Here is a 23357-nt window from a genome sequence, read left to right on the forward strand (position 1 = left end):
CTCCTACAGCAACTGTTTGCTACGCAGGAAATCACGGGCGACCTGCTGCGGTGACTGATGGTCGATATCCACCTTCTTATTCAGGTCGGTGATAACGTCGTTATTGAGCTGGGCTGAGAGGGTGTTCAGCGCCTCCTCCAGCCCCGGGTTAGCCTCCAGCGTGTCTTTTCGAACAACTGGCGTCACGGCATAACTCGGGAAGAAGCCTTTATCGTCTTCCAGCACTTTAAGATCGAAGCCCTTTACGCGCCCGTCGGTGGTGTAGATCAGCCCCGCATCGACAAACCCGTCGCGCACCGCGTTATAGACCAGGCCCGGATCCATCTGGCGGATCTGCGGGCGGTCCAGCTCCATCTTGTAGGCCGCCTGCAACGGTTTCATCCCGTCGCTGCGTCCGGCAAATTCCAGGTCAAGGCCCAGCAGCCAGTTGTTATCCGGATCGGTTTTACGGATCTGCTCAATCTTTGCCACCATCTCAGACATGGTATTGATATGTTCAGCCTCGGCGCGCTTGCGCTGCATGGCAAAGGCATAGGTATTGTTCATATCGGCAGGTTTAAGCCACACCAGACCGTGCTTCGCGTCGAGGCGTTTCACCGTCTCGTATGACTCCTGCGGCGACATGCGTTTGTTGATGTGGTTGAAGATGATCAGCGACGTGCCGGTGTACTCCCAGGTCATATCAATCTGCTTGTTGATCATCGCGTTACGGGAAATCACCGTTGCAATATTGGTCTGCGGCTGCACCTGAAACCCTTTCTTTTGCAGATACTGCACGGTCATGGCCGAGAGAATGTGCTGCTCGGTAAAGCTCTTGGTTGCCAGGATCAGCGGCGCGGCGAGCGCCTGGCTGGTGAAGAGCGCGGCGGCGCATAGCGCCGTCAGGCCGGAAAACAGTCTCATAGAAGCTCCTTGTTATAATTATCGCGCGAGATGCGGGCTCAGTAGTCGACCCAGTGCCGCCAGCAGCGTATCCAGAATCAGGGCGAACAGGGCGGTGGCCGCCGCGCCCAGGATCAGCGTCGGGAAGTCATTCAGGTAGATCCCAGGGAAAATCAGCTCGCCGTAGCTGCTGGCGCCAATCAGGAATGCCAGCGGTGCGGTACCGACGTTAATCGCAGTGGCAATGCGAATACCAGAAAGCATCACCGGCCACGCGTTAGGGATCTCAACCTGACGCAGGCGCTGCCATTTGGTCATGCCGATACCGTTTGCCGCCTCCAGCAACGACGCGGGAACAGAGCACAGCCCGGCATAGGTGTTACGCACAATCGGCAGCAGAGAGGCCAGAAAGAGGGCGATAATGGCCGGTTTATCACCGATGCCAATCACCACCATCGCCAGCGCCAGAACGGCCAGCGGCGGCAGGGTGTTACCCACGTTAAAGATTTGCATCACATATTCGGCGATACCACGCGCGGCTGGACGGCTCAGCAAAATACCGCTTGGAATGCCCACCAGCAGGGCAAAGAACATTGATGAAAAGACCAGAATCAGGTGCTGTTGCCCGAGGTAGATCAGGTCAACCTGGCGCGCCTTAATCGTCTCCAGTCCAATTCCCCAGGTGAGGAGAGCGAGAACCACGATAATCGCGCCGACAAAAAGCAGCGAACGTTTAAGTAATGGGTGCATTGCGGTGTGTCTCCCTGTGCGCATGCGTTATAGCAACCACCGGTTGCCTGTTGTTATGCCATGTTTCGGCAGGGGTACTTCACCTATAGCAAGCGAAACGGAAGGGTTCCAGCGAAGGGGGTAAAACAGTAACCCTATGAAATTAGTGACAACCTGGGTGAAGCCTTATGGCATAAGGGCTGTCAGTGGGCAGGCAGAATAGTCTTAAAGAAGCACGCCTTACGTGACAATGTCACGTAAGGCGTGCTGATTAAACCTGTCGACTAAGCGCGGCGCGCACTTTTCGTACCCGCCACGAGATGCGGACGATAGAGAAGGCGGCGACGACTACCAGCATCAGGCCCAGCGCCAGCATCGCGTGGAATCCAAACTCTCTGAACAGGATCAGCCCCGCGATACCTCCGCTGATAAAGGAGAAAAGGGTAGTTAAATGGGTTTTGAGCTGACTCTTTTGCGCGGCCGTATCTTTGGAATAATCCCGGCGCATCATGGCGACCATAACGGAGGCCAGCGAAATGCCCGCATCGGTCAGCGTGCCGGTGATGTGTGTGGATCTTACCCGTCCACCGGATAGCTGAGTGGAGGTGGAATTATGAATTCCCATCAACCCGCACAGGAAAATAATAATCTCCTGATTCGTGGCAAAGGAGTGAAAATACATTTCGTACAGGGATACCCCTGCCAGTAATAGCCCTTCAACAAACAGAACCTGGCTGAATACCAGCCTGATGTTATGGATAATCCCCCAGATAACAATAATCCGCGCAGCGATGGCACCTGAGACAAACGAAAGAATAATGGCGCCGAAGAAAAGAATATCGCTGAGATCGGTGGAGGAAACTTCGCTGGATAGCTGCGAGGTATTGCCCGTCATATGCGAGGGAAAAAAGCCGAATGCGCCCAGCGCAATGGCATTCAGCAGTCCCGCGGAGGTCGCCAGCCAGAGGGCAAGACGACGATCCTCCTGATGCGTTCGTTCTTTCTTTAATTTAATCAGCAAAGAATACCTCCGGTTTGAGCTTTGCCTGAACGCTCAAGCTAACAAAGCGATGTCGCTGGCTGACCAGGATATTGCTTAATTATTATTTCAACGGGAGGAGTGCGAGGTTTTGTAATTAAATAAAATAACCTTGTTAATATAATGCTTTATTGCTGATGACGCGAGCAGACTGGCGGGCATAAATACCGGCCCAGTATGCATACTCGCTGGAGCGGGATGGGATTTGATTCAGTGTAGACATAGGTGTAATTCACAACGACGAGAAGAGAAGCCAGCATCTGGTCGCCGCTGTTCCTGGGAATGTACAGATCGCCAGCCAGGGTGATCCCGTATCGGTACTCGAACGTCACCTTGCGGTGGTCGACTTTATCGCTCTCGGCGAAGGTCTTATCTCAGGTTGTCACCATCGAAACGCGGGCGTCAGGATTTCGTGTTTCTTACTAATTCATTGTTTTAACTCAACTTAATGATGCGCATAGCAGCACGGCGGACAGTTTGGGTGAATATTTTCATTCGACGCTGGCGTCCGGCTGGGGCCGGATGATTGCCGTGCGCATCACGCCCGATATGGAGATGGCTGTGTTGACGCCCTGGCGCATTTTCGGCGCTATGGTTTCCCGCAGACGCCCGCCGATCTGGATGCTCATCCCTGCATTGCCTACCAGTTCGCCGACGGTAACCACTATCAATGGGAGCTTGTGCAGGATGGGAAGCGAGTGACTCACCGCCCGGAGGGGCAATGGGCCTTTTCCGACAGCTACATGGAGGCCGAAACGGCCCGGCTGGGACTCGGGCTGGCCTATGTCCCGGTTGAGCTGGTGGCTGACGATCTGGAGCGTGGCACGCTTATACGCGTCTTACAGCGCTACAGCCTGCGGATGGACGGACTGTACCTCTATTATCCACACCGCAACGTATCCCCGGCGCTGAGAGCGGTGATTGATACGCTGAAAATTTAGGGTGCCTCTTCGCTACGGTCTATACAGCCCCTGCGTTTGTGATACGCTACTATTTTATATAGCGCAGCTCAACTAAGGCTCTGAAATGACAAAAATAATGCCAGAATATACGGTAGTTGACTTATCACGTTGGGCAAGAAAGGAACACTTTGAAGTATTTCAGGGCTTTGCTCAATCTACATTTAACCAAACGGTTCAGCTGGACATTACCGTACTGCTAAAGCATATCAAAGAGGTTGGCTGGAAATTTTATCCTGCGATTATTTCCCTTATTTCTGACGTCGTAAACCGGCATCCGGAATTCCGTATGGCCATGAAGGATGATGAGCTTGTAATATGGAATGAGGTTCATCCAAGCTATACCCTTTTCCATAAAGAAACGGAGACATTTTCATCGTTATGGAGTCATTACGATGGAAATATTCACCATTTTCAGCGCGTTTATGCAGAAGATGTTGCCCGCTATGGCAATATCCTTGCTTACTGGCCTAAGGAAGAGTCCCGGGAGAATATATTTTTCATATCTGATATTCCGTGGGTCAGTTTTAGCAGTTTTAACGTCAACGTCGCTAACATGCGGAATTTTTTTGCGCCCATGTTCACGTTTGGAAAATACTATAACCAGGATGAAAAAGTCTTGTTGCCTTTCGCCGTTCAGGTCCATCATTCTGTTTGTGATGGCTTCCATGTAGCCAGGATGATCAACGAGTTGCAAGAGTTATGTGATAATTTACCACACCATTCAGAGGCGCCGAACGTGTGATTCACGTGTTTTTAACATACGTCTGACGAGAGGAAATGCTGTAACCAAATTTTACGCCAGAACAGATTAAAATGTTCAATCGCATTGTTTTCGAGAAGATCGACATAATGCATGATTAAGCCGCGAGCCGTTTCCGGCCCGCGGCGGCATGACAGGTGATGAGTCGTTCTGACGATCAGGCGGCTTTGACGGCCCGGATTTTTTTGCTGCTATCCGCATCTGATGCTGTTTTATCCGTTGCAGCATTGCGCTCGGGAAGCTTGCTGGTACGCAGGATATGCTGCACGGACTCTTTCTGCTCGGCAAGATACAGACCAAGGTTTTCCGCCTGCGTTTCATCCATCTGCATTCCGCTTTGCAACAGCCAGTCGGTAAACGCTTCTGCCATATCGAGCAGTTTGTCGTGAGCGTCAGCCTCTTTCTTACTGGCAAATGTCATTTTTTCTTCACCTTTTCTTACGACAACAAATTTTGTTTCAACAGCCATTGTGCACCCCCGTATACTGTAATTATATACAGTATAGCAGTTGTGACGTTGTGTTGCAGCAAAAATGTGCGAGCCTGGCCTGCACAACGGGTGGACAAGCCAGGTGCTGTTATCGGTACAGCGTTTTTTCGGCAATCGGGATCAGCAAAGTGGACTGCCATTCCGCCAGCGTCAGCTGGGCAAGTTTACCCAGCGCGGTGTAGAACGGATGGGCCGCGTTTTCAACGAATACGCTAAGGAAACGCGTGCTCCATGGCAGCAGATGCCAGGCAAGAAGCTGGTCGCGTTCTGTTTCGCGACCGTTCTCGGCAAGCCATGCCGCCAGCATCAGCAACGTTCCGAAATGATCTTCAGGCTCATTCTGCTGCATCTCAAAGGCGATATGGTTTTCACGCATCCACTGACGCAACGCGAGGGTCGAATCGCCAAACAGCACTGACTCGCGATCAAGCCAGACCGAGCCCCACGGGGGGGCGGGCAGGGCATACGGGCCAATAAACAGACGCTGCCAGGCGTCTTTCAACGCTTCATCCGATGGGGTCTTAAACATACTGGCGACAGGCAGCAGGTTTTCCTCCGCCAGCGGCCAGTCCTGAACCCAGTCACCTGCGGTCAGGGCACTCACCAGCGGCGCGGTCTGCTCGCTGTCTGGGGCGAAATAAAACAGCGCGCCCAGTACCCGGGCGCTGAACGCGAACGATTCGCGGTGTGAGACATCATTCATTACAACTTTCCTTACTTGCGCGCGGGTAGCCCCGCGCACCTGTGTTAACCTGCAATTGCTAACCCTGCGGTCATATGCAGACCATAAAATAGCCCACGGCCAATCAGTTCACCCAGCACCACCAGAACGACACCTGCAAACAGGCCGAGCGTTTTTTGCTCCTGACGACGAATAAGCGGGCAGATCCAGCAGCCTAAACCCGCCGCCAGCAACGCGATGCGCCACACCTGAAGCGAGCCATAATCTGGCAGCAGGGCGCTGGCCTGCTGGATGGAACTCTGTATCGTCCCCAGCGTATTGCTTTGCAACACGACGACCGCCACGCAGACGATAATTGCCAGTACGCTGACAGACGCGGCAAGAGTACCTTTGAATGTCACGTTTGCGATGCGTAGCAGCAGCGCGGCCAGCAGAGGACCAGCAAGGACCATCGTCAGGAAGAAGCTCAGCGTGGTGTAACCCGTATACCAGGTCGGGACAGTCTCTATCTGATAGACCCGGGTCATCGCCCAGACAAAAACGATACCCAGAAGCTGGCTGACAACCAGCCAGATTTTGCCCAAAGCTGGAGGCATTTTACCGATAACCGACACCAGCCACCAGAAACCGCCCACGGCAAAGAAGATCGAACCCGCCGCGATCTCATTACTCAGCGCTGACGCGCCCACGCGGTTAAGCGAGTTGAAGGCACGCAGCGGGGAGCCAAGATGCAGCACCGAAGCCATAAACCCAATACCCATTACCAGCCAGAGAAAAAACAGGCTGCGCACGATGCGCATTCTGGCCTTGTCATCATTTTCCTTAAGCCAGACGAAGCCCATCACGATTAACGCGCCGGCCACGCACTGCCCGAAAACGGTGAAGATCACCAGCGGCCATTCATGCCATCCACTTCCCATCTCACACCTCCTTCGGGTTTGCCAGGTAGCCGGTGGTGTCACCCGTCGGACGGCTGTTGGCGTTAGGTTTAATCACAATACTCGGCTTTGTGAAGTGCGCAGACGGCAGCGGCGCGACGGCAGCAAGCTGGCCGTGTTTTTTGCGCAGCTCCTCAATCGGGCCAAAGTCCAGCGCGCGCAGCGGGCAGGATTCGACGCAGATGGGCTTTTTGCCGTCCGCCACCCGGCTGTGGCAGCCGTCGCACTTGGTCATGTGGCCTTTGGCGGCATTGTACTGCGGCGCGCCGTACGGGCAGGCCATGTGGCAGTAGCGACAGCCGATGCAGACATCCTCGTCCACCACCACAAAACCGTCGTCGCGCTTGTGCATTGCCCCGCTCGGGCAGACCTTGGTGCAGGCCGGATCTTCGCAGTGGTTGCAGGCAATCGACAGGTAATAGGCGAAGACATTCTGATGCCAGACGCCGTTATCCTCCTGCCAGTCGCCGCCCGCGTATTCATAAATACGACGGAAGCTGACGTCCGGGGTCAGATCTTTGTAATCCTTGCAGGCCAGCTCGCAGGTTTTGCACCCGGTGCAGCGGCTGGAATCAATAAAAAATCCATACTGGGTTGTCATCGGTTAATCCTTATGCCTTCTCGATCTGCACCAGGTTCGTGTGCTGCGGGTTGCCTTTCGCCAGCGGTGACGGGCGGTGCGTGGTCAGGGTATTGATGCAGGAGCCGTGATCGACACGATCGCCGTTCATGTTGGCGTCATGCCAGGCGCCCTGGCCCATCGCGCTTACGCCGGGCATGATGCGCGGGGTGACTTTCGCAGCAATGCGCACTTCGCCGCGGTCGTTGAAGACGCGCACCATATCCCCATTTTTGATACCTCGTTGCTCTGCATCCACAGGGTTAAGCCACACCTCCTGGCGACAGGCGGCCTGGAGCACATCTACGTTGCCGTAACTGGAGTGGGTACGGGCTTTAAAGTGGAAACCGAACAGTTGCAGCGGGAATTTGCTGCGCTCGGGCGCGTCCCAGCCTTCAAAGGTTGAGGTATAGACCGGCAGCGGGGTGATGGTTTCGTCTTTTTGCAGTTCCCAGGTTGCCGCAATATCCGCCAGCTTGCTGGAGTAGATCTCGATTTTGCCCGACGGGGTTTTCAGCGGATTGGCATCCGGATCGTCACGGAATTTTTTATAGGCCACAAAATGTCCATTTGGATCTTTGCGCTTATAAATACCCATTTTTTTCAGCGCGTCGTAGGACGGCAGCAGCGGATCTTTGGCGACCATTTTGGCGTACAGGTAGCGCAGCCACTGCTCCTGCGTACGGCCTTCGGTGAATTTCTGATGGATATCCGGTCCGAGGCGTTTCGCCACTTCGCTCATGATCCAGTAAATGGGCTTGCGCTCGAACTTCGGGGCGGTAACCGGCTGGAGGAAAATCAGGTATCCCATGTTGCCGGCGTAATCGTTGGGGATGATATCTTCCTGCTCGACGGTCATCAGATCCGGCAGAACAATATCGGCATACTTCGCAGACGAGGTCATGAAGTTATCAATGACGACGATCGTTTCGCACTTGCTCTCATCCTGCAAAATGTCGTGAGTTTTGTTGATATCGGAGTGCTGGTTGATGATGGTATTACCCGCGTAGTTCCAGATGAACTTGATCGGCACATCGAGCTTATCTTTGCCGCGTACGCCGTCGCGCAGGGCGGTCATCTCCGGTCCAAGCACGATGGCATCCGTCCAGCTGAAGCAGGAGATTTGCGTTTTCACCGGATTTTCCGGCAGCGGCATGCGTTCGATGGTGATGGTGTAGGTCGATTCGCGTGCGCCGCTGTTACCGCCGTTAATGCCGACGTTGCCGGTCAGGATCGGCAGCATGGCGATGGCGCGGGACGTTTGCTCCCCGTTTGCCTGACGCTGCGGGCCCCAGCCCTGGCAAATGTAGGCCGGTTTCGCCGAACCGATTTCACGGGCCAGCTTAATGATGCGTTCGGCAGGGATGCCCGTTATGCGAGACGCCCAATCCGGAGTTTTCGCGGTTTTGTCATCACCCTGGCCGAGAATATAGGCTTTGTAATGACCATTAGCTGGTGCGCCTTCCGGCAGGGTTTTTTCGTCATAACCCACGCAGTATTTATCGAGGAAAGGTTGATCGACCAGATTTTCATTAATCAGCACCCACGCAATACCTGCCACCAGCGCGGCATCGGTGCCCGGACGAATCGGGATCCACTCGTCTTCACGCCCTGCGGCAGTGTCGGTATAACGCGGATCGATAACGATCATCCGCGCGTTTGACCGTTCGCGCGCCTGCTCAAGGAAGTATGTGATCCCGCCGCCGCTCATGCGCGTTTCCGCCGGATTATTGCCGAACATCACCACCAGTTTGGTGTTTTCGATATCCGATGTGCTGTTGCCGTCGTTGCTGCCGTAGGTGTAGGGCATTGCGCAGGCGATCTGCGCGGTGCTGTAGGTGCCGTAGTGGCTGAGGAAGCCGCCGTAGCAGTTCATCAGGCGCGCGACCAGCGAGGCGTAAGGGGAGGAACGGGTGATGTTGCCGCCTACAATTCCGGAGGAGTAGTTAATGTAGACCACTTCGTTGCCGTATTTTTCGACCATGCTTTTCAGACTCGCGGCGATGGTGTCCAGCGCTTCTTCCCAGGTGATACGCTCAAACTTGCCTTCTCCGCGTTTGCCCACGCGTTTCATCGGATAGTTCAGACGGTCTGGGTGATTGATGCGACGGCGAATTGAACGGCCTCGCAGGCAGGCGCGAACCTGATGGTTGCCGTAAACATCCTCGCCGGTATTATCCGTTTCAACCCAATAGACTTCGTCATCGCGAACGTGCAGACGCAGCGCGCAGCGGCTACCGCAGTTTACCGAGCAGGCGCCCCAGACGACTTTGTCTTCTGCGGGCTGAATAGCGGACTGCACAGCGGCGGCGGCGCTTTTCAGACCAAAAGGTAATGCGATCCCACCAGCGGCAAGCGCCAAAGATCCTATGGCAGTAGATTTAACCAGAGTTCGACGGCTTATCCCGCCGTGATGTTCAACTTCGGACATGACTCACCCCATCATTGTTAATAATTATTTTCACCCGTGACTACAACCGGGCTAATGATGGGGGGAGTGTTACTTATTTAGAGGTATTAAATATTAATCCTCGTCAAATCAGGGGAATTGAGTGGGAAAATCATTGCGGCTCAGCGGGCGCATTCTCCTGCGTACCTGCGCCGCTCACCGGGTAGTTGCCGCTACTGGTGCGGGTATACAAAATTTTGAAAGTATCGTTGGCACAATGCCCAACGACCTGCGCATCCGGCTGATCGGCCTGATCGTTCGGGACGATGTTCAGGGTAAAGCCAGACTCCGGTACGCCGTTGTTGATAATCTTCTGCTGAATGTCGCTTTTCACGCGCTCGCAGGAATCCGGGGCCGCAAGAAGAGCGGGTGAAGCACTCATTAACAGCAGGGCGGTAATCCAGGGTAACCGTTTCATCTGTAGCTCCTTTTCACTGTGTAGACTGTAAGCATAGCAGGGCTAGGGTAAGCTTTTGTTTTTGGGGCTGTCTTTCTGAATTGTCCTGGTGGTGCTGAAACGCGCTGTAATCAAAAAGAATAATAAGCTTACCCTTTCCCTTGATTAATTATTGTATTGAACAGTGGCGTAATCGCGCGTCGATAACGGTGGCGAAGCTTTGCAGCTAAAGGTCTTTCCCGCATCAGCAACTCCCAGATTTCTTTCTTTTTGGCATCTAAAGCAGCATCGCCTTTCGATTCATTAATAGTCGAGGCGTTCGCTTCTTCGGAAAGACGTACTGGAAAAGGCACGATTGAATGAATTTTCGCTAAAGATAAATCTTCAAACAAGGTCCATTTGTCAGAAACCATCCACACAGGATATAGGTTTTGAAGGAGATTACTGGCAGCTTTTTGATTAATAATATAAGCGTGAGCAGTCGTGGCTTGTTGAGTTTTATGAATGCTATATGAGCCGCTTATGCTTTTAAGAGGCTTTTTGTAATATTTATTAACTCGACTAAGAAGTATAATCTCAGGTTTAGTCGCGCTAAGCGTTACGTTGTCGAGTATTTCACGTAAGTCATTATTTATTACAACATCATCTTCGAGGATGAGAGCTGCGTCGATATTTTCATATATTATTTTTTTATATATTTCCTGATGACTTAATGCGCAACCAACTTCACCCGGGAGAAAAGCATAATTTACCTCGCGCGTAACATTTTTGCGTTCAGCTTCAGCCATTTTCCGACCATCAATTGCTTCGATAAATTCGTGTGCTATGTTCAGCTTTAATAGTTGAGATTCCATTTTTGCACGACGTTCGAGCGAGTGTTTGAGATTGATTATAAAAGTTCTCATCCTTTGAACGTTCCTTAAAGACTGTTTGGCTGGACTACATCTACATTCTTACATTTTACCAGTATTCGAATCAATTCAACATCGTTACCATACTATTTGCTACTATAAGTGCCACTATCCTTTCATCCTTTTGGTAAATGATGTGAACAAATACGCAGCGATAACGCTACTGGCAACGGTACTGGTGGGATGCGACAACAACTCCGCGCCGCTGTCATTTACGCCGGAGATGGCGAGCTTTTCGAACGAGTTTGACTTTGATCCTCTGCGCGGGCCGGTGAAGGATTTTACCCAGACGCTGTTTAACGATAAGGGTGAAGTCTCTAAACGTGTGACCGGCACGATGTCAACGGAAGGGTGTTTCGATACGCTTGAACTGCACGATCTCGAAGCGAATACGGGCGTTGCGCTGGTGCTGGATGCTAACTACTACGTCGATGCGGAAACCCAGCAGCAGAAGGTAAAGTTGCAGGGGAAATGCCAGCTGGCGGAACTGCCGTCTGCCGGCCTGACGTGGGACACCGACGATAACGGGTTTGTGGTTGCAGCGCACAGTAAAGAGATGGAAGTGAAGTACCAGTATGACGCCGACGGCTATCCGCTGGGTAAAACTACGGTTTCCGGCGACCAGCGTTTATCGGTCAAGTCGGTGCCTTCGAAAGATCTGCGCAAGCGCATGGATTATACGGCGGTAAGCCTGTTGAACGATAAACCGATGGGCAATGTAAAGCAGAGCTGTGATTACGATCGCCACAACAACCCGGTGAACTGTGAGCTGGTGATCACAGATGACAGCGTCAAACCTGCCGTTGAGCGCAAGTACACCATCAAAAACAGCATTGAATATTATTGAGAATAAAACCGCGCAGGTTACTGCGCGGTAGGTTTAAGCAGGCTGGCGGAGGAGGACTTATGCCCGGCCAGATGCTGATGCTGGAAAATGCACATGCGTATGGTGTTACGGTATTCGCCGTTAATAAAGAACTCATGGATCAGTTCACCTTCCACCATAAAGCCCAGCTTACGGTAGATATGAATCGCTTTTTCGTTCTCTTTGTCGACGATAAGGTAAAGCTTGTAGAGATTCAGGACGTTAAACCCGTAATCCATCGCCAGCTTTGCCGCTCGCGACGCAAGACCTTTCCCCTGGTGCTCCGGTGAAATAATGATCTGAAATTCCGCCCGACGGTGAACGTGGTTGATCTCAACCAGTTCAACCAGCCCGGCTTTTTCACCTTCGCACTCCACCACAAACCGGCGTTCACTCTGATCGTGGATATGCTTATCGTAGAGATCGGACAGCTCGACAAACGCCTCATAAGGCTCTTCAAACCAGTAGCGCATCACGCTGGCATTGTTGTCGAGCTGGTGAACAAAGCGTAAATCTTCGCGCTCCAGCGGACGGAGCTTAACGTCACACGGCGTCGACATTACGGTGCTACCGTGCGGCCAGTGCGACGATCGAGACAGCGCAGGGTGTTAGGCTCCCAGTAAGCGTTGACGTTGGCACTTTGCTGGCATTTGTCGCGGGCATCAAACGCGACGTCTTCTTTATCCCACTCTTTCTCCACGCGCTTATTCACTTTCTGACGCAGGCTGCGGGTGTCATTCCATTGTTCTTTGTCCATGGCAGCATTCTGGCGGCTTTGCGCGCTGTCACCAGACTCAATGATGAGTTTGCTGGTTTCGGCTGATGCCGTTGCGGCGAAGGCGAACGAGGACAGCGCCAGTACGGCTGTCAGACAAAGGCGTTTGCTTAATGTAGTCATAGCGTTTCCTTTAAACGGGTGCAGACAATCGGATTACCCCGTTGGATTCTACACCAATCCGAAAGGGTGTCATACCCGCGCGGCAGGTATGGGAACGATGTGAACATTATCGCGTATGATGTCTAAATCAATCCTCACGAAACGAGAAAAATGTTCAAAACGACGCTGCTTTTTTTCGCGACCGCGCTGTGCGAAATCATCGGATGCTTTTTGCCGTGGCTCTGGCTAAAGCGGGGCGCTTCCGCGCTGCTGCTGATCCCGGCGGGCGTGTCCCTGGCCCTTTTTGTCTGGCTGCTCACCCTGCATCCGGCCGCCAGCGGGAGGGTATATGCGGCCTACGGCGGAGTGTACGTCTGTACCGCGCTGCTGTGGCTGCGCGTTGTCGATGGCGTCAGGCTAAGCCTGTATGACTGGGCAGGCGCGCTGATTGCCCTGTGCGGCATGTTGATCATCGTGGCCGGTTGGGGACGCGCATAAGCGTCCTTATAGTGTGATCGCCCGCTTATTTTACGATCATTATACTTGTATGGTAGTAGTGTAGTTGCGTAAATTTCCTGCATCACAACGAGCGATGTAAGGAAATGGATTATGAAGATTGTCGGGGCTGAAGTATTTGTCACCTGCCCGGGGCGTAACTTTGTCACCCTTAAAATCACCACCGATGAGGGCATTGTCGGCCTGGGTGATGCCACGCTTAACGGACGTGAACTTTCCGTTGCCTCTTACCTGAAAGATCACCTGTGCCCTCAGCTGATTGGCCGCGATGCGCACCGCATCGAAGATATCTGGCAGTTCTTCTATAAAGGCGCTTACTGGCGTCGTGGTCCGGTCACCATGTCAGCGATTTCTGCCGTGGATATGGCGCTATGGGACATTAAGGCGAAAGCCGCGAACATGCCGCTCTATCAGCTTCTGGGCGGGGCTTCCCGGGAAGGGGTGATGGTTTATTGTCACACCACCGGGCACACCATTGACGACGTGCTGGAAGATTATGCCCGTCATAAAGAGATGGGCTTCAAGGCAATTCGCGTGCAGTGCGGCGTGCCGGGAATGAAAACCACCTACGGCATGGCCAAAGGCAAAGGGCTGGCGTATGAACCTGCGACCAAGGGCGCCTGGCCGGAAGAGCAGCTGTGGTCCACCGAGAAATACCTCGACTTCACGCCCAAACTGTTCGACGCAGTGCGCAGCCAGTTCGGTTTCAGTGAACATCTCCTTCACGACATGCACCACCGTCTGACGCCCATCGAAGCGGCGCGGTTCGGCAAAAGTATTGAAGATTACCGCCTGTTCTGGATGGAAGATCCGACTCCCGCTGAAAACCAGGAGTGTTTCCGCCTGATCCGCCAGCACACCGTCACGCCAATTGCGGTGGGGGAAGTGTTCAACAGCATCTGGGACTGCAAGCAGCTGATTGAAGAGCAGCTCATTGACTATATCCGCGCCACCATAACCCATGCGGGCGGCATCACCGGAATGCGTCGCATTGCGGACTTTGCCTCACTCTACCAGGTGCGTACCGGCTCACACGGCCCGTCGGATCTGTCGCCGATTTGCCACGCCGCGGCGCTGCATTTTGACCTGTGGGTACCGAACTTTGGTGTGCAGGAGTATATGGGTTATTCGGAGCAGATGCTGGAAGTGTTCCCGCACAGCTGGCGCTTCGATAACGGCTATATGCACCCGGGCGACAAGCCAGGGCTGGGCATTGAGTTTGATGAGAAGCTGGCAGCGAAATACCCGTACGATCCGGCTTATCTGCCGGTGGCCCGTCTGGAAGACGGCACTCTCTGGAACTGGTAAACGAGGAGCGAATGATGAAAAGCGTAGTGATCCAACAGCCGAATGCGCTGGAGATTGAGGAGCGTCCTCTCCCGTTGCCGGGGGCAGGCGACGTCCGCGTCAAAATTAAGCTCGCCGGTATCTGCGGTTCAGACAGCCATATCTATCGCGGGCATAACCCGTTTGCAAAATATCCGCGGGTAATCGGTCACGAATTCTTTGGCGAAATAGACGCGGTTGGCGAAGGCGTGGAGGGCACCCGACTCGGCCAGCGCGTTTCGGTGGATCCGGTGATCAGCTGCGGGCACTGTTACCCCTGTTCCGTCGGAAAACCGAACGTTTGCACCTCGCTGGTGGTGCTGGGCGTCCATCGCGACGGTGGTTTCAGCGAATACGCCGTCGTGCCGGCGAAAAATGCCTGGCACATTCCGGATGCGATCCCTGACAAACACGCGGTGATGGTTGAGCCCTTCACCATTGCCGCCAACGTGACGGGGCAGGCGAAACCCACCGAACAGGACGTGGCGCTGATCTACGGCGCAGGCCCGATGGGGCTGGTCACCGTGCAGGCGCTGAAGGGCGTTTACAAGGTGAAGCAGGTCATCGTGGTAGACCGCATTGATGAGCGGCTGGAGATGGCGCAACGCAGCGGCGCAGACTGGGTCTTCAACAACGGCGAGCAGTCGTTACAGACTGCGCTGGATGAAAAAGGCATCAAGCCGACATTAATCATCGATGCTGCCTGTCATCCGTCCATTTTGCAGGAAGCGATTACGCTGGCGTCTCCGGCGGCGCGCATCGTGCTGATGGGATTTTCCAGCGACCCGAGCCAGATCGTGCAGCAGGGGATCACCGGCAAAGAGCTGTCGATCTTCTCTTCGCGCCTGAATGCCAACAAATTCCCGGTGGTCATTGACTGGCTGGAAAAAGGGCTGATCGACCCTGAAAAACTGGTCACCCATACATTTGACTATCACCACGTTACAGACGCCATCGAACTGTTTGAAAAAGACCAGCGGCAGTGCTGCAAAGTCTTGCTCACGTTCGACCAATAATAATTCACGCGGTTAAGAGCCTGCGAAGACAGGCTCTAAGTGGTACGCATCTTACCTTTCAGAGATAGCCATTATGACTCAAGCACAACCTCAAAGAAGTACGTCAGATTTGGTGAAAGCCGCCGTATCTGGCTGGCTGGGCACCGCCCTGGAATTTATGGATTTCCAGCTCTACTCCCTTGGCGCCGCGCTGGTGTTTCATGAAATTTTCTTCCCTGAGCAATCGGCGGCCATGGCGCTGATCCTGGCGATGGGCACCTACGGCGCAGGCTACATCGCGCGTATCGTCGGGGCATTTATTTTCGGCAGAATGGGCGACAGAATTGGCCGTAAAAAAGTGCTGTTTATCACCATCACCATGATGGGGATCTGCACCACCTTAATCGGCGTGCTGCCGACCTACGCGCAGATCGGGATTTTCGCACCGGTGCTGCTGGTGACGCTGCGTATTATTCAGGGGCTGGGCGCGGGGGCAGAAATCTCCGGTGCGGGCACCATGCTGGCGGAGTACGCGCCGAAGGGTAAACGCGGCATCATCTCCTCGCTGGTGGCCATGGGCACCAACTGCGGAACGCTGAGCGCCACGGCGATCTGGGCCGTGATGTTCTTTGCCCTCGATCGTGAAGAACTTATTGCCTGGGGCTGGCGCGTGCCATTCCTCGCCAGCGTGGTGGTGATGATCTTCGCCATCTGGCTGCGTATGAACCTTAAAGAGAGCCCGGTGTTTGAGAAGGTTAACGACGCCGAAACCGTTGCGCCAGCGGCGGCGCAGGATACCTCATTAGGCGCGATGTTTAAGAGCAAATCGTTCTGGCTGGCGACGGGGCTGCGCTTTGGCCAGGCCGGTAACTCTGGGCTTATCCAGACCTTCCTTGCCGGGTATCTGGTGCAGACGCTGTTATTTGATAAGGCGATCCCAACCGATGCGCTGATGATCAGTTCGATTCTCGGCTTCCTCACCATCCCGCTGCTGGGCTGGCTGTCCGATAAAGTGGGGCGCCGTCTGCCGTATATCCTCCTTAACATTTCAGCCATTATTCTGGCTTACCCGATGCTGTCGATTATCGTCGATAAAAGTTACGCGCCGGGCGTGATTATGCTCTCTATCATCGTTATTCATAACTTTGCGGTCCTCGGGCTGTTTGCGCTGGAAAACATCACCATGGCAGAGATGTTTGGTTCGCGGAACCGCTTTACCCGTATGGCCATTTCGAAAGAGGCGGGCGGGCTGGTAGCCGTTGGCTTTGGTCCGGTGCTGGCGGGGATCTTCTGCAACATGACCGGGTCCTGGTGGCCAATTGTGGCGATGCTGGTGGCGTACTCGCTGATTGGGCTGGGCTCCGCTTTGCTGATGCCGGAAGTGCGCGACCGCGATCTGAGTGAAGCCGAAGATGCAGCCGAAGCGCCGCATAAAGAAGCGGTAGCCTACGGCGCGCTCTCTTCACGCCGCTAGTGGTTTACATCTTGCGTTACCTGTCACACAACTTTTTACTGATGTCACACCACATGGCGAAAAGTTAATGTAAATCAAGATCTGAAAACGACGTATCAGTATGGTTAATGGCAGCGTTTTTTGACTCCGACTGCCATTCTAGTTGGTGTAGTCAGCAGGCGCTGCCGCTCTGAAAAGGAAGCGGCAGCGGATCACAGCGTTCATTAATTAACGAGTCTCAATCATGGAAAACCAGTTATTACAGGCGAAGGCAACGCGTCCTCAGTACGATCGCGACAGCCTCAAGGCACGCATTGTTCATTTAGGGTTTGGCGCGTTTCACCGCGCACACCAGGCGGTGTACACCGATATACTCGCCGCAGAACAGGGCAGCGACTGGGGTTACTGCGAAGTTAACCTGATTGGCGGCGAACAGCAGATCGCCGATCTGAAGGCACAGGATAACCTTTATACCGTGGCAGAGATGTCTGCCGATGCGTGGACAGCGCGCGTGGTCGGCGTCGTCAAAAACGCGCTGCATGCGCAGGTCGACGGGCTGGAAACCGTGTTGGCGGCGCTGTGCGAGCCACAGGTCGCCATTGTTTCCCTGACCATCACCGAGAAAGGGTATTGCCATTCCCCGGCAACAGGACAACTGATGTTCGATCATCCGTTAATCGTTGCCGACCTGCAAAACCCCCATCAGCCGAAATCTGCGCCGGGCGTTGTGGTTGAAGCGCTGGCGCGGCGTAAGGCGGCGGGGCTGCCAGCATTCAGCGTGATGTCATGCGATAACATGCCGGAGAACGGCCACGTGATGCGCAATGTCACCTGCGCCTACGCGCGCGCTGTTGACGGCGAACTGGCCGACTGGATTGAAGCGAACGTCACCTTCCCGTCAACCATGGTGGACCGTATTGTGCCCGCCGTCACGGCTGACACGCTGGATAAAATCGAACAGCTGACCGGCGTACGCGATCCGGCAGGTGTCGCCTGCGAGCCGTTCCGCCAGTGGGTGGTGGAAGATAATTTCGTCGCCGGACGTCCAAAGTGGGAAAAGGCCGGTGCGGAACTGGTTTCTGATGTCATTCCGTTTGAAGAGATGAAGCTGCGAATGCTTAACGGCAGCCACTCGTTCCTGGCCTATCTCGGCTACCTTGCCGGTTATCAGCACATTAACGACTGCATGGAAGATGAACATTATCGCGCAGCCGCGCATGCGCTGATGCTGAAAGAGCAGGCGCCGACTCTGAAAGTAAAGGGGGTGGATTTAGCTCACTATGCTGACCTGTTGATCGCGCGCTACAGCAATCCGGCCCTGCGTCACCGCACCTGGCAAATCGCCATGGACGGTAGCCAGAAATTGCCGCAGCGGATGCTCGATTCCGTGCGCTGGCACCTGGTCCACCAGAAACCCTTCCCGCTGCTGGCCCTCGGTGTGGCGGGCTGGATGCGTTATGTCGGCGGTGTGGATGAGCAGGGTAACCCGATTGAGGTGAGTGACCCGCAGCTGGCGGTGATTCAGGCGGCGGTAAACGGTAGCGCTGAAGGCGAAAGCCGCGTTAATGCGCTGTTGGGCATTGAGGCTATTTTCGGTAACGAGCTGCCGAAGGACGCGGTGTTTGTGGCGTCGGTCATGCAGGCTTATCAGACGTTGCTGCAAAAAGGCGCGAAGGCCACGGTTGCTGAGTACGCCACCCGGCTTTAACGCTATGACATGCCGCCGTCCGCGGCGGCATGTCGGGGCGCAGCTTAGTGCATCCCCAGGCGAATCAGCTCAATCGGTTCGAACTTACCTTCGCATCCTTCCACTTCAACCGTTTTACCACGACGCACCTGCTCGGCATTAAGGCCGTCGCTGTGGATCGCTTTAATCACGCCGAACTGACCTGTGCCGCTAATCATGACGCGGCTGCCAGTGGTGATTGCATTTCGGTTACGGTCGTATGTCATCATGGTATTTTCTCCTCTCGTACTTATCCGCTACGGCGCTAATTCGACGGCTGCCGTTCACGGGGCACTATTAATACGCCTCTCTTTAACGAAATTATTTGCTTTTGATCAAGCTCACACTTTTTTCTTATTTCATGCAGGCGTTGACGGTTAAGGACACCACTTTACAAAGCGGACAGTTATTTTCCTTAATTGATAGTTTACGGATGCAAGTGTTTAGGCTTTGTTTATATCCACAATGTCATTCTGGAGACAGAAAATAACCCTTCATCGGAAAAGGAGTCAGGCTTATGTATAAGAAAATTTTGATGCCTGTTGACGTGTTTGAAATGGATTTGAGCGATAAAGCGGTACGCCATGCGGTCAACCTCGCGAAGGCGGAAGGCGCGACGATCACCCTGGTCAACATTCTCCCTAACAGCAGCCGTTCGTTACTGCGGGGGTTCAATGCCGATATTAAGAAGTTCGAAGAGTATATGACCGCCGAGTCTGATAAGAAGATGAAGGCGCTGAAACGGCTCTTTGATATGTCCCCGGAAAATATTGATTGTGAAGTTCGCTTCGGCAACGTACGCGATGAAATCATCAAGCTCAGCAAAGAGGGGAAATATGACGTTATTGTTATTGGATCAAGAAACCCGAGCATGACAACCCATCTGCTGGGTTCAAATGCTGAAACTATCCTGCGCTACGCCACTATTCCAGTATTAGTGGTCCGCTAATTACTTCGCCGCAACCGAAAGGGGGCGGCGAGGTTTTATTCTTCGCTGAACCACTCGCGGTTTTCCTGACGAATTAACTGAACTGACTCACTAATTTCCTGAAGGTGAAGCGTCATCGCTTTATCTACGGCTTCCACGTCGCGTTTTTCCAGCGCGCTGAAAATATCATGATGCTGGCGCAGCAACATCTCTGGCGGAGAAACATGGTCGAGGCTCATGTAGCGCACGCGGTCGATGGTCGCTTTGATGTTTTCAACGGTATCCCACGCGAGCTGGCACTCGGCGATCTGCGCCAGTTTTTGGTGAAACTCGTCGTCCAGCTGGAAAAAGTCGTTTAACTGTTTGCGGTCGATGGCGATTCGTTGCTGATGCAGGTTTTGCTCCAGCAGGTAGCACTGGTTATCGTTGATGAGCGACGCGGCGCGACGCACCACGGCGCACTCTATGGCCTGGCGAACAAAACAGCCATTCCGTACCTGCGAAAGCGAAATTTTATTTACATAGCTGCCGCGCTGTGGGCGGATCTGAATAAGGCCGTTTTCTGCGAGTTTAATAAACGCCTCGCGCACGGGCTGACGGGAAACGTCAAAACGTACCGAAACCTCTTTTTCTGAGAGTGGCGTTCCCGGTGGGATCAGGCAGCGAACAATATCACGGCGTAAGATGCGATATATTTGCTGATTAACGGGCTGGGTAGGATTAAGTTGCGATTCAGCGGCCATGGGTTGTGATTTCTCAGAGAGTTAACCTGAACATACTACCATTCTTTTCCCTGCCATCACATACCCGGCCCGCAGGCCGGGAAGGGTGAATTACCCGCGATGCACGCTGAGTCCGGCATAGGTCTGGCTGACGGGCATCATCTCAACCGTGTTGATGTTGACATGCTTCGGCAAATTCGCGACCCACCAGACGGTTTCGGTGATATCTTCCGGCGTCAGCGCATTCGCGTTTTCATAGGTTTTATCCGCTTTCGCGTCATCGCCTTTGAAACGCACGTTGGAGAATTCGGTTCCGCCTACCAGACCCGGCTCAACATCGGTCACGCGGATCGCAGTTCCGTGCAGGTCGGTGCGCAGGTTCAGACTGAACTGGCGGACAAAGGCTTTGGTCGCGCCATAGACGTTGCCGCCCGCGTAAGGCCAGCTTCCAGCGGTGGAACCGATGTTAATGATATGACCACGGTTACGTTCAACCATGCCCGGCAGCACGGCGCGGGTCATGTACACCAGGCCTTTGTTGTTGGTGTCGATCATGTTCTCCCAGTCTTCCACGCTGGCTTTGTGGGCAGGCTCCATACCCAGCGCCAGGCCAGCGTTATTGACCAGCACGTCAATTTCACGCCATTCGGCAGGCAGGTTGGCAATCATCTCTTCAATGGCGGCGCGGTTGCGGACGTCCAGCTGTGCGGTCAGAATGCTGTCACCCAGCTCGTCTTTTAGCTCCTGCAAACGCTCCTGACGACGCCCCGTTGCAATCACTTTGTGTCCGTTGGCGACGAAGCGACGCGTGATGCTTTCACCAAAACCCGCTGTCGCCCCGGTAACTAAAATAATCATCTCACTGTTCCTCAACGCTTTTTGTGTTGTACTAACATAGCACGCTCTCCGGCACGTCGTTAAGGCAACATTTGTATGACGCCATTGCAGGCTGGCGCAGGCTGGCCTACTCTGGGGAGAAATACCGTGCACAGGAGTAAACGATGTCGGTCAACAATCCTTTTTTTGAAATTAGCCTGTTGCCTTATCAGGCGCCACGTTTTGATGCGATCAACGACAGCCATTATCGCCCGGCGTTTGATGAAGCAATGCGCCTGAAGCGTGCAGACATTGACGCGATTATCGCGCAGCGCGCCGCGCCGGACTTCGATAACACCTTGCTGGCGCTGGAAAAAAGCGGGGCCATGCTGTCGCGCGTGAGCAGCGTATTCTTCGCCATGACGTCCGCACACACTAACGATGATCTTCAGGCGCTGGACGAGCAGTTCTCCACCGAACTGGCCGGGCTGGCGAACGATATCTGGCTAAACGATACGCTTTTCGCCCGCGTGGAAGCCGTCTGGCAGGATCGCGAGGCGCTGGATGCCGAATCCCGCCGACTGACGGAGGAGACGTATCAGCACTTTGTTCTTGCGGGCGCGCGTCTGAACGCCGATGAAAAAGCCGAGCTGAAATCTCTGAATACCGAAGCCGCCACCCTGACCAGCCAGTTCAACCAGCGCCTGCTCGCGGCGAATAAGGCGGGAGGGCTGGTGGTGGACGATGTTCGCCAGCTTGACGGGCTCAGTGCGGAGGAGATGGCTGCCGCGGCTCACGCTGCCGCAGAAAAAGGGCTGAAGGAACGCTGGCTGATCCCGCTTTTGAATACCACGCAACAGCCCGCGCTGGCGGCGCTGGCGTTGCGCGAGACCCGTAAAAAGTTGTTCAGCGCGGGCTGGGAACGCACTCAGAAAGGCGACGAAAACGATACGCGCGAGCTGATCCGTCGGCTTACCGCGTTACGGGCAAGACAGGCGCAGCTGCTCGGCTTTGACAACTATGCGAGCTGGAGCATTGCCGATCAAATGGCGAAAACGCCGGAAGCCGCGCTCGAATTCATGCGCGGAATAGTGCCTGCGGCGCGCGGCAGGGCTGCGCTGGAGCAGGCGGATATTCAGAAAGTCATCGACGACGAGCAGGGCGGTTTTACGGTGCAGGCCTGGGACTGGGCGTTTTATGCCGAACGCGTGCGCTCAGCGAAATACGCGCTGGATGAGTCGCAGATCAAACCCTATTTCGCGCTCAATACCGTGCTTGAAGATGGCGTATTCTGGACCGCCACGCAGCTGTTCGGTATCCGTTTTGTCGAGCGTTTCGATATTCCGGTTTATCACCCGGATGTTCGCGTGTGGGAGATTTTCGACCACACGGGTGAAGGCATGGCGCTGTTCTATGGCGACTTTTTCGCGCGTGATTCCAAAGCGGGCGGTGCGTGGATGGGGAATTTTGTTGAGCAGTCTTACGAGTTTGCTGCGCGTCCGGTGATTTATAACGTCTGCAACTATCAAAAACCGGCGAACGGGCAGACCGCGCTGATCTCCTGGGATGATGTGATTACCCTGTTCCACGAGTTTGGCCATACCCTGCATGGTCTGTTTGCCAGCCAGCGCTATGCCACGCTTTCAGGCACCAACACGCCGCGTGATTTCGTTGAATTTCCGTCGCAGATCAATGAACACTGGGCCAGCCATCCGCAGGTGTTTGCGCACTTTGCTCGTCATTATCAAACCGGCGAACCGATGCCGGATGCGCTGCGAGAAAAAATGCTCAATGCGACCCAGTTTAACAAGGGTTATGACATGACGGAGCTATTGAGCGCCGCGCTGCTGGATATGAACTGGCACGGCATTCAGGAGCCCGTTGAAGACGTGGAAGCCTTTGAAGCCGCCGCGTTGAAAAAAGAGGGGTTGGATCTTCCAGCCGTACCGCCGCGCTATCGCAGCAGCTATTTCGCCCATATCTTCGGCGGCGGGTACGCGGCGGGGTATTACGCTTACCTGTGGACGCAAATGCTGGCGGACGATGGCTATCAGTGGTTTGTCGAGCAGGGTGGTTTGACCCGCGAAAACGGACAGACATTCCGCGAGGCGATTTTGTCCCGCGGCAACAGCACTGATCTAGCTGAACTTTACCGGAACTGGCGCGGGCACGATCCGAAGATCGAACCGATGCTGGAGAATCGCGGATTGAGTGCGTAAGGCTTTTTTAGTGTGTAAACAGAACCGGGCGCGAGGCCCGGTTTTTTGTACGCTTT

General features: G+C 54.2%; 24 protein-coding genes and 2 pseudogenes. 10 read left to right on the forward strand and 16 right to left on the reverse strand.

The annotated features are described in order from the left end of the window. Positions 1-3: 3 nt before the first annotated feature. From osmX to SK47_RS24460, 4 genes and pseudogenes are all read right to left on the reverse strand, one after another. On the reverse strand, positions 4-903 hold the full coding sequence (gene osmX / locus SK47_RS09470) for an osmoprotectant ABC transporter substrate-binding protein OsmX (protein ID WP_003857443.1): 900 nt from the start codon (positions 901-903) through the stop codon (positions 4-6). Positions 904-921: 18 nt separating this feature from the next. Next, complete coding sequence (osmY, locus tag SK47_RS09475; protein WP_003857442.1) at positions 922-1632, reverse strand: osmoprotectant ABC transporter permease OsmY; 711 nt, start codon at positions 1630-1632, stop codon at positions 922-924. A gap of 250 nt (positions 1633-1882) precedes the next feature. Continuing rightward, positions 1883-2632, reverse strand: a complete 750-nt coding sequence (locus SK47_RS09480; RefSeq protein ID WP_023314061.1) for a YoaK family protein — start codon at positions 2630-2632, stop codon at positions 1883-1885. A 292-nt stretch (positions 2633-2924) separates the two neighbouring features. Then, positions 2925-3039, reverse strand: a pseudogene (locus SK47_RS24460) (alpha/beta hydrolase); the annotation flags it as partial. A 105-nt stretch (positions 3040-3144) separates the two neighbouring features. On the opposite strand from SK47_RS24460, the pseudogene SK47_RS23690 reads away from it, so the two are divergent. Both SK47_RS23690 and catA read left to right on the forward strand, forming a co-directional pair. Beyond that, positions 3145-3591: pseudogene (locus tag SK47_RS23690) on the forward strand (LysR substrate-binding domain-containing protein); the annotation flags it as partial. Between the two features lie 85 nt (positions 3592-3676). Continuing rightward, a complete protein-coding gene (gene catA / locus SK47_RS09490; RefSeq protein WP_045351135.1) occupies positions 3677-4354 on the forward strand; it encodes a type A chloramphenicol O-acetyltransferase in 678 nt (225 codons plus the stop codon). Between the two features lie 175 nt (positions 4355-4529). Here catA and SK47_RS09495 read toward each other — a convergent pair whose 3' ends face one another. The 7 genes from SK47_RS09495 to SK47_RS09525 all read right to left on the reverse strand — a co-directional run bounded on the left by SK47_RS09495 (position 4530) and on the right by SK47_RS09525 (position 10852). Then, positions 4530-4841, reverse strand: coding sequence for a YebG family protein (locus SK47_RS09495; RefSeq protein WP_003857437.1), 312 nt, complete (start codon positions 4839-4841; stop codon positions 4530-4532). A gap of 109 nt (positions 4842-4950) precedes the next feature. Then, entirely contained in the window at positions 4951-5565 is a 615-nt protein-coding gene (gene dmsD / locus SK47_RS09500; RefSeq protein ID WP_015570619.1) for a Tat proofreading chaperone DmsD, read from the reverse strand. A 44-nt stretch (positions 5566-5609) separates the two neighbouring features. After that, positions 5610-6464: a dimethyl sulfoxide reductase anchor subunit family protein gene (locus tag SK47_RS09505; RefSeq protein WP_048243995.1), complete on the reverse strand. Its 855-nt coding sequence runs from the start codon at positions 6462-6464 to the stop codon at positions 5610-5612. 1 nt (position 6465) lies between these two features. Further along, entirely contained in the window at positions 6466-7083 is a 618-nt protein-coding gene (locus tag SK47_RS09510) for a DMSO/selenate family reductase complex B subunit (protein ID WP_017384545.1), read from the reverse strand. Positions 7084-7093: 10 nt separating this feature from the next. Beyond that, the gene (gene ynfE / locus SK47_RS09515) at positions 7094-9532 is read right to left on the reverse strand and encodes a selenate/tellurate reductase subunit YnfE (protein ID WP_048243997.1); all 2439 of its coding nucleotides are present in this window, start codon (positions 9530-9532) and stop codon (positions 7094-7096) included. A 130-nt stretch (positions 9533-9662) separates the two neighbouring features. Then, complete coding sequence (locus tag SK47_RS09520; RefSeq protein WP_003857424.1) at positions 9663-9968, reverse strand: DUF1161 domain-containing protein; 306 nt, start codon at positions 9966-9968, stop codon at positions 9663-9665. 128 nt (positions 9969-10096) lie between these two features. Further along, complete coding sequence (locus SK47_RS09525) at positions 10097-10852, reverse strand: glycosyltransferase family 25 protein (RefSeq protein WP_023300004.1); 756 nt, start codon at positions 10850-10852, stop codon at positions 10097-10099. A gap of 142 nt (positions 10853-10994) precedes the next feature. On the opposite strand from SK47_RS09525, the gene SK47_RS09530 reads away from it, so the two are divergent. After that, a complete protein-coding gene (locus SK47_RS09530; protein ID WP_048243999.1) occupies positions 10995-11705 on the forward strand; it encodes a YnfC family lipoprotein in 711 nt (236 codons plus the stop codon). A 17-nt stretch (positions 11706-11722) separates the two neighbouring features. Here SK47_RS09530 and speG read toward each other — a convergent pair whose 3' ends face one another. Continuing rightward, complete coding sequence (gene speG / locus SK47_RS09535) at positions 11723-12283, reverse strand: spermidine N1-acetyltransferase (RefSeq protein WP_003857416.1); 561 nt, start codon at positions 12281-12283, stop codon at positions 11723-11725. Beyond that, entirely contained in the window at positions 12283-12621 is a 339-nt protein-coding gene (locus SK47_RS09540; RefSeq protein ID WP_006808856.1) for a DUF1283 family protein, read from the reverse strand. Before SK47_RS09540 ends, speG begins: the two co-directional genes overlap by 1 nt. Positions 12622-12771: 150 nt before the next feature. Between SK47_RS09540 and SK47_RS09545 the strand changes: the two genes are divergently transcribed. The 5 genes from SK47_RS09545 to SK47_RS09565 all read left to right on the forward strand — a co-directional run bounded on the left by SK47_RS09545 (position 12772) and on the right by SK47_RS09565 (position 18598). Next, positions 12772-13098 (forward strand): YnfA family protein, encoded by a 327-nt coding sequence (locus tag SK47_RS09545; protein WP_003857412.1) that lies wholly within the window; start codon positions 12772-12774, stop codon positions 13096-13098. A 111-nt stretch (positions 13099-13209) separates the two neighbouring features. Further along, positions 13210-14424, forward strand: a complete 1215-nt coding sequence (gene manD / locus SK47_RS09550) for a D-mannonate dehydratase ManD (RefSeq protein WP_023314071.1) — start codon at positions 13210-13212, stop codon at positions 14422-14424. A 14-nt stretch (positions 14425-14438) separates the two neighbouring features. Then, positions 14439-15458, forward strand: coding sequence for a Zn-dependent oxidoreductase (locus SK47_RS09555; RefSeq protein WP_003857408.1), 1020 nt, complete (start codon positions 14439-14441; stop codon positions 15456-15458). Between the two features lie 73 nt (positions 15459-15531). Next, complete coding sequence (locus SK47_RS09560) at positions 15532-16911, forward strand: MFS transporter (RefSeq protein WP_048244001.1); 1380 nt, start codon at positions 15532-15534, stop codon at positions 16909-16911. 223 nt (positions 16912-17134) lie between these two features. After that, positions 17135-18598 (forward strand): mannitol dehydrogenase family protein, encoded by a 1464-nt coding sequence (locus tag SK47_RS09565; protein ID WP_003857406.1) that lies wholly within the window; start codon positions 17135-17137, stop codon positions 18596-18598. Positions 18599-18642: 44 nt separating this feature from the next. On the opposite strand, the gene ydfZ is transcribed toward SK47_RS09565, so the two are convergent. Continuing rightward, on the reverse strand, positions 18643-18846 hold the full coding sequence (ydfZ, locus tag SK47_RS09570) for a putative selenium delivery protein YdfZ (RefSeq protein ID WP_003857405.1): 204 nt from the start codon (positions 18844-18846) through the stop codon (positions 18643-18645). 287 nt (positions 18847-19133) lie between these two features. Here ydfZ and SK47_RS09575 point away from each other — a divergent pair, with 287 nt between their 5' ends. After that, positions 19134-19565 carry a universal stress protein gene (locus SK47_RS09575; protein WP_003857404.1) on the forward strand — a complete coding sequence of 144 codons (432 nt, stop codon included), beginning with the start codon at positions 19134-19136 and terminating at the stop codon, positions 19563-19565. A gap of 35 nt (positions 19566-19600) precedes the next feature. Here the strand turns inward: SK47_RS09575 and SK47_RS09580 are convergent, their stop codons facing one another. Both SK47_RS09580 and ydfG read right to left on the reverse strand, forming a co-directional pair. Then, positions 19601-20287 carry a GntR family transcriptional regulator gene (locus SK47_RS09580; RefSeq protein WP_003857403.1) on the reverse strand — a complete coding sequence of 229 codons (687 nt, stop codon included), beginning with the start codon at positions 20285-20287 and terminating at the stop codon, positions 19601-19603. A gap of 90 nt (positions 20288-20377) precedes the next feature. Beyond that, positions 20378-21124, reverse strand: a complete 747-nt coding sequence (ydfG, locus tag SK47_RS09585; RefSeq protein WP_015570609.1) for a bifunctional NADP-dependent 3-hydroxy acid dehydrogenase/3-hydroxypropionate dehydrogenase YdfG — start codon at positions 21122-21124, stop codon at positions 20378-20380. Positions 21125-21267: 143 nt separating this feature from the next. On the opposite strand from ydfG, the gene dcp reads away from it, so the two are divergent. Continuing rightward, positions 21268-23301: a peptidyl-dipeptidase Dcp gene (dcp, locus tag SK47_RS09590; protein WP_048244003.1), complete on the forward strand. Its 2034-nt coding sequence runs from the start codon at positions 21268-21270 to the stop codon at positions 23299-23301. Positions 23302-23357 lie beyond the last annotated feature (56 nt).

The organism is Enterobacter sp. BWH52, assembly GCF_001037565.1.
GTDB lineage: Bacteria > Pseudomonadota > Gammaproteobacteria > Enterobacterales > Enterobacteriaceae > Enterobacter > Enterobacter hormaechei_C.

What these genes read in the sequence shown, in the direction of transcription:
- SK47_RS09545 (WP_003857412.1), top strand. Translation starts at nt 12,772, where the DNA reads ATGTTCAAAACGACGCTGCTTTTTTTCGCGACCGCGCTGTGCGAAATC.
- manD (WP_023314071.1), top strand. Translation starts at nt 13,210, where the DNA reads ATGAAGATTGTCGGGGCTGAAGTATTTGTCACCTGCCCGGGGCGTAAC.
- ydfG (WP_015570609.1), bottom strand. Translation starts at nt 21,124, where the DNA reads ATGATTATTTTAGTTACCGGGGCGACAGCGGGTTTTGGTGAAAGCATC.
- SK47_RS09575 (WP_003857404.1), top strand. Translation starts at nt 19,134, where the DNA reads ATGTATAAGAAAATTTTGATGCCTGTTGACGTGTTTGAAATGGATTTG.
- catA (WP_045351135.1), top strand. Translation starts at nt 3,677, where the DNA reads ATGACAAAAATAATGCCAGAATATACGGTAGTTGACTTATCACGTTGG.
- SK47_RS09580 (WP_003857403.1), bottom strand. Translation starts at nt 20,287, where the DNA reads ATGGCCGCTGAATCGCAACTTAATCCTACCCAGCCCGTTAATCAGCAA.
- osmY (WP_003857442.1), bottom strand. Translation starts at nt 1,632, where the DNA reads ATGCACCCATTACTTAAACGTTCGCTGCTTTTTGTCGGCGCGATTATC.
- SK47_RS09560 (WP_048244001.1), top strand. Translation starts at nt 15,532, where the DNA reads ATGACTCAAGCACAACCTCAAAGAAGTACGTCAGATTTGGTGAAAGCC.
- ydfZ (WP_003857405.1), bottom strand. Translation starts at nt 18,846, where the DNA reads ATGATGACATACGACCGTAACCGAAATGCAATCACCACTGGCAGCCGC.
- ynfE (WP_048243997.1), bottom strand. Translation starts at nt 9,532, where the DNA reads ATGTCCGAAGTTGAACATCACGGCGGGATAAGCCGTCGAACTCTGGTT.
- SK47_RS09555 (WP_003857408.1), top strand. Translation starts at nt 14,439, where the DNA reads ATGAAAAGCGTAGTGATCCAACAGCCGAATGCGCTGGAGATTGAGGAG.
- dmsD (WP_015570619.1), bottom strand. Translation starts at nt 5,565, where the DNA reads ATGAATGATGTCTCACACCGCGAATCGTTCGCGTTCAGCGCCCGGGTA.
- SK47_RS09525 (WP_023300004.1), bottom strand. Translation starts at nt 10,852, where the DNA reads ATGAGAACTTTTATAATCAATCTCAAACACTCGCTCGAACGTCGTGCA.
- SK47_RS09565 (WP_003857406.1), top strand. Translation starts at nt 17,135, where the DNA reads ATGGAAAACCAGTTATTACAGGCGAAGGCAACGCGTCCTCAGTACGAT.
- SK47_RS09540 (WP_006808856.1), bottom strand. Translation starts at nt 12,621, where the DNA reads ATGACTACATTAAGCAAACGCCTTTGTCTGACAGCCGTACTGGCGCTG.
- dcp (WP_048244003.1), top strand. Translation starts at nt 21,268, where the DNA reads ATGTCGGTCAACAATCCTTTTTTTGAAATTAGCCTGTTGCCTTATCAG.
- SK47_RS09510 (WP_017384545.1), bottom strand. Translation starts at nt 7,083, where the DNA reads ATGACAACCCAGTATGGATTTTTTATTGATTCCAGCCGCTGCACCGGG.
- SK47_RS09495 (WP_003857437.1), bottom strand. Translation starts at nt 4,841, where the DNA reads ATGGCTGTTGAAACAAAATTTGTTGTCGTAAGAAAAGGTGAAGAAAAA.
- osmX (WP_003857443.1), bottom strand. Translation starts at nt 903, where the DNA reads ATGAGACTGTTTTCCGGCCTGACGGCGCTATGCGCCGCCGCGCTCTTC.
- SK47_RS09505 (WP_048243995.1), bottom strand. Translation starts at nt 6,464, where the DNA reads ATGGGAAGTGGATGGCATGAATGGCCGCTGGTGATCTTCACCGTTTTC.
- speG (WP_003857416.1), bottom strand. Translation starts at nt 12,283, where the DNA reads ATGTCGACGCCGTGTGACGTTAAGCTCCGTCCGCTGGAGCGCGAAGAT.
- SK47_RS09520 (WP_003857424.1), bottom strand. Translation starts at nt 9,968, where the DNA reads ATGAAACGGTTACCCTGGATTACCGCCCTGCTGTTAATGAGTGCTTCA.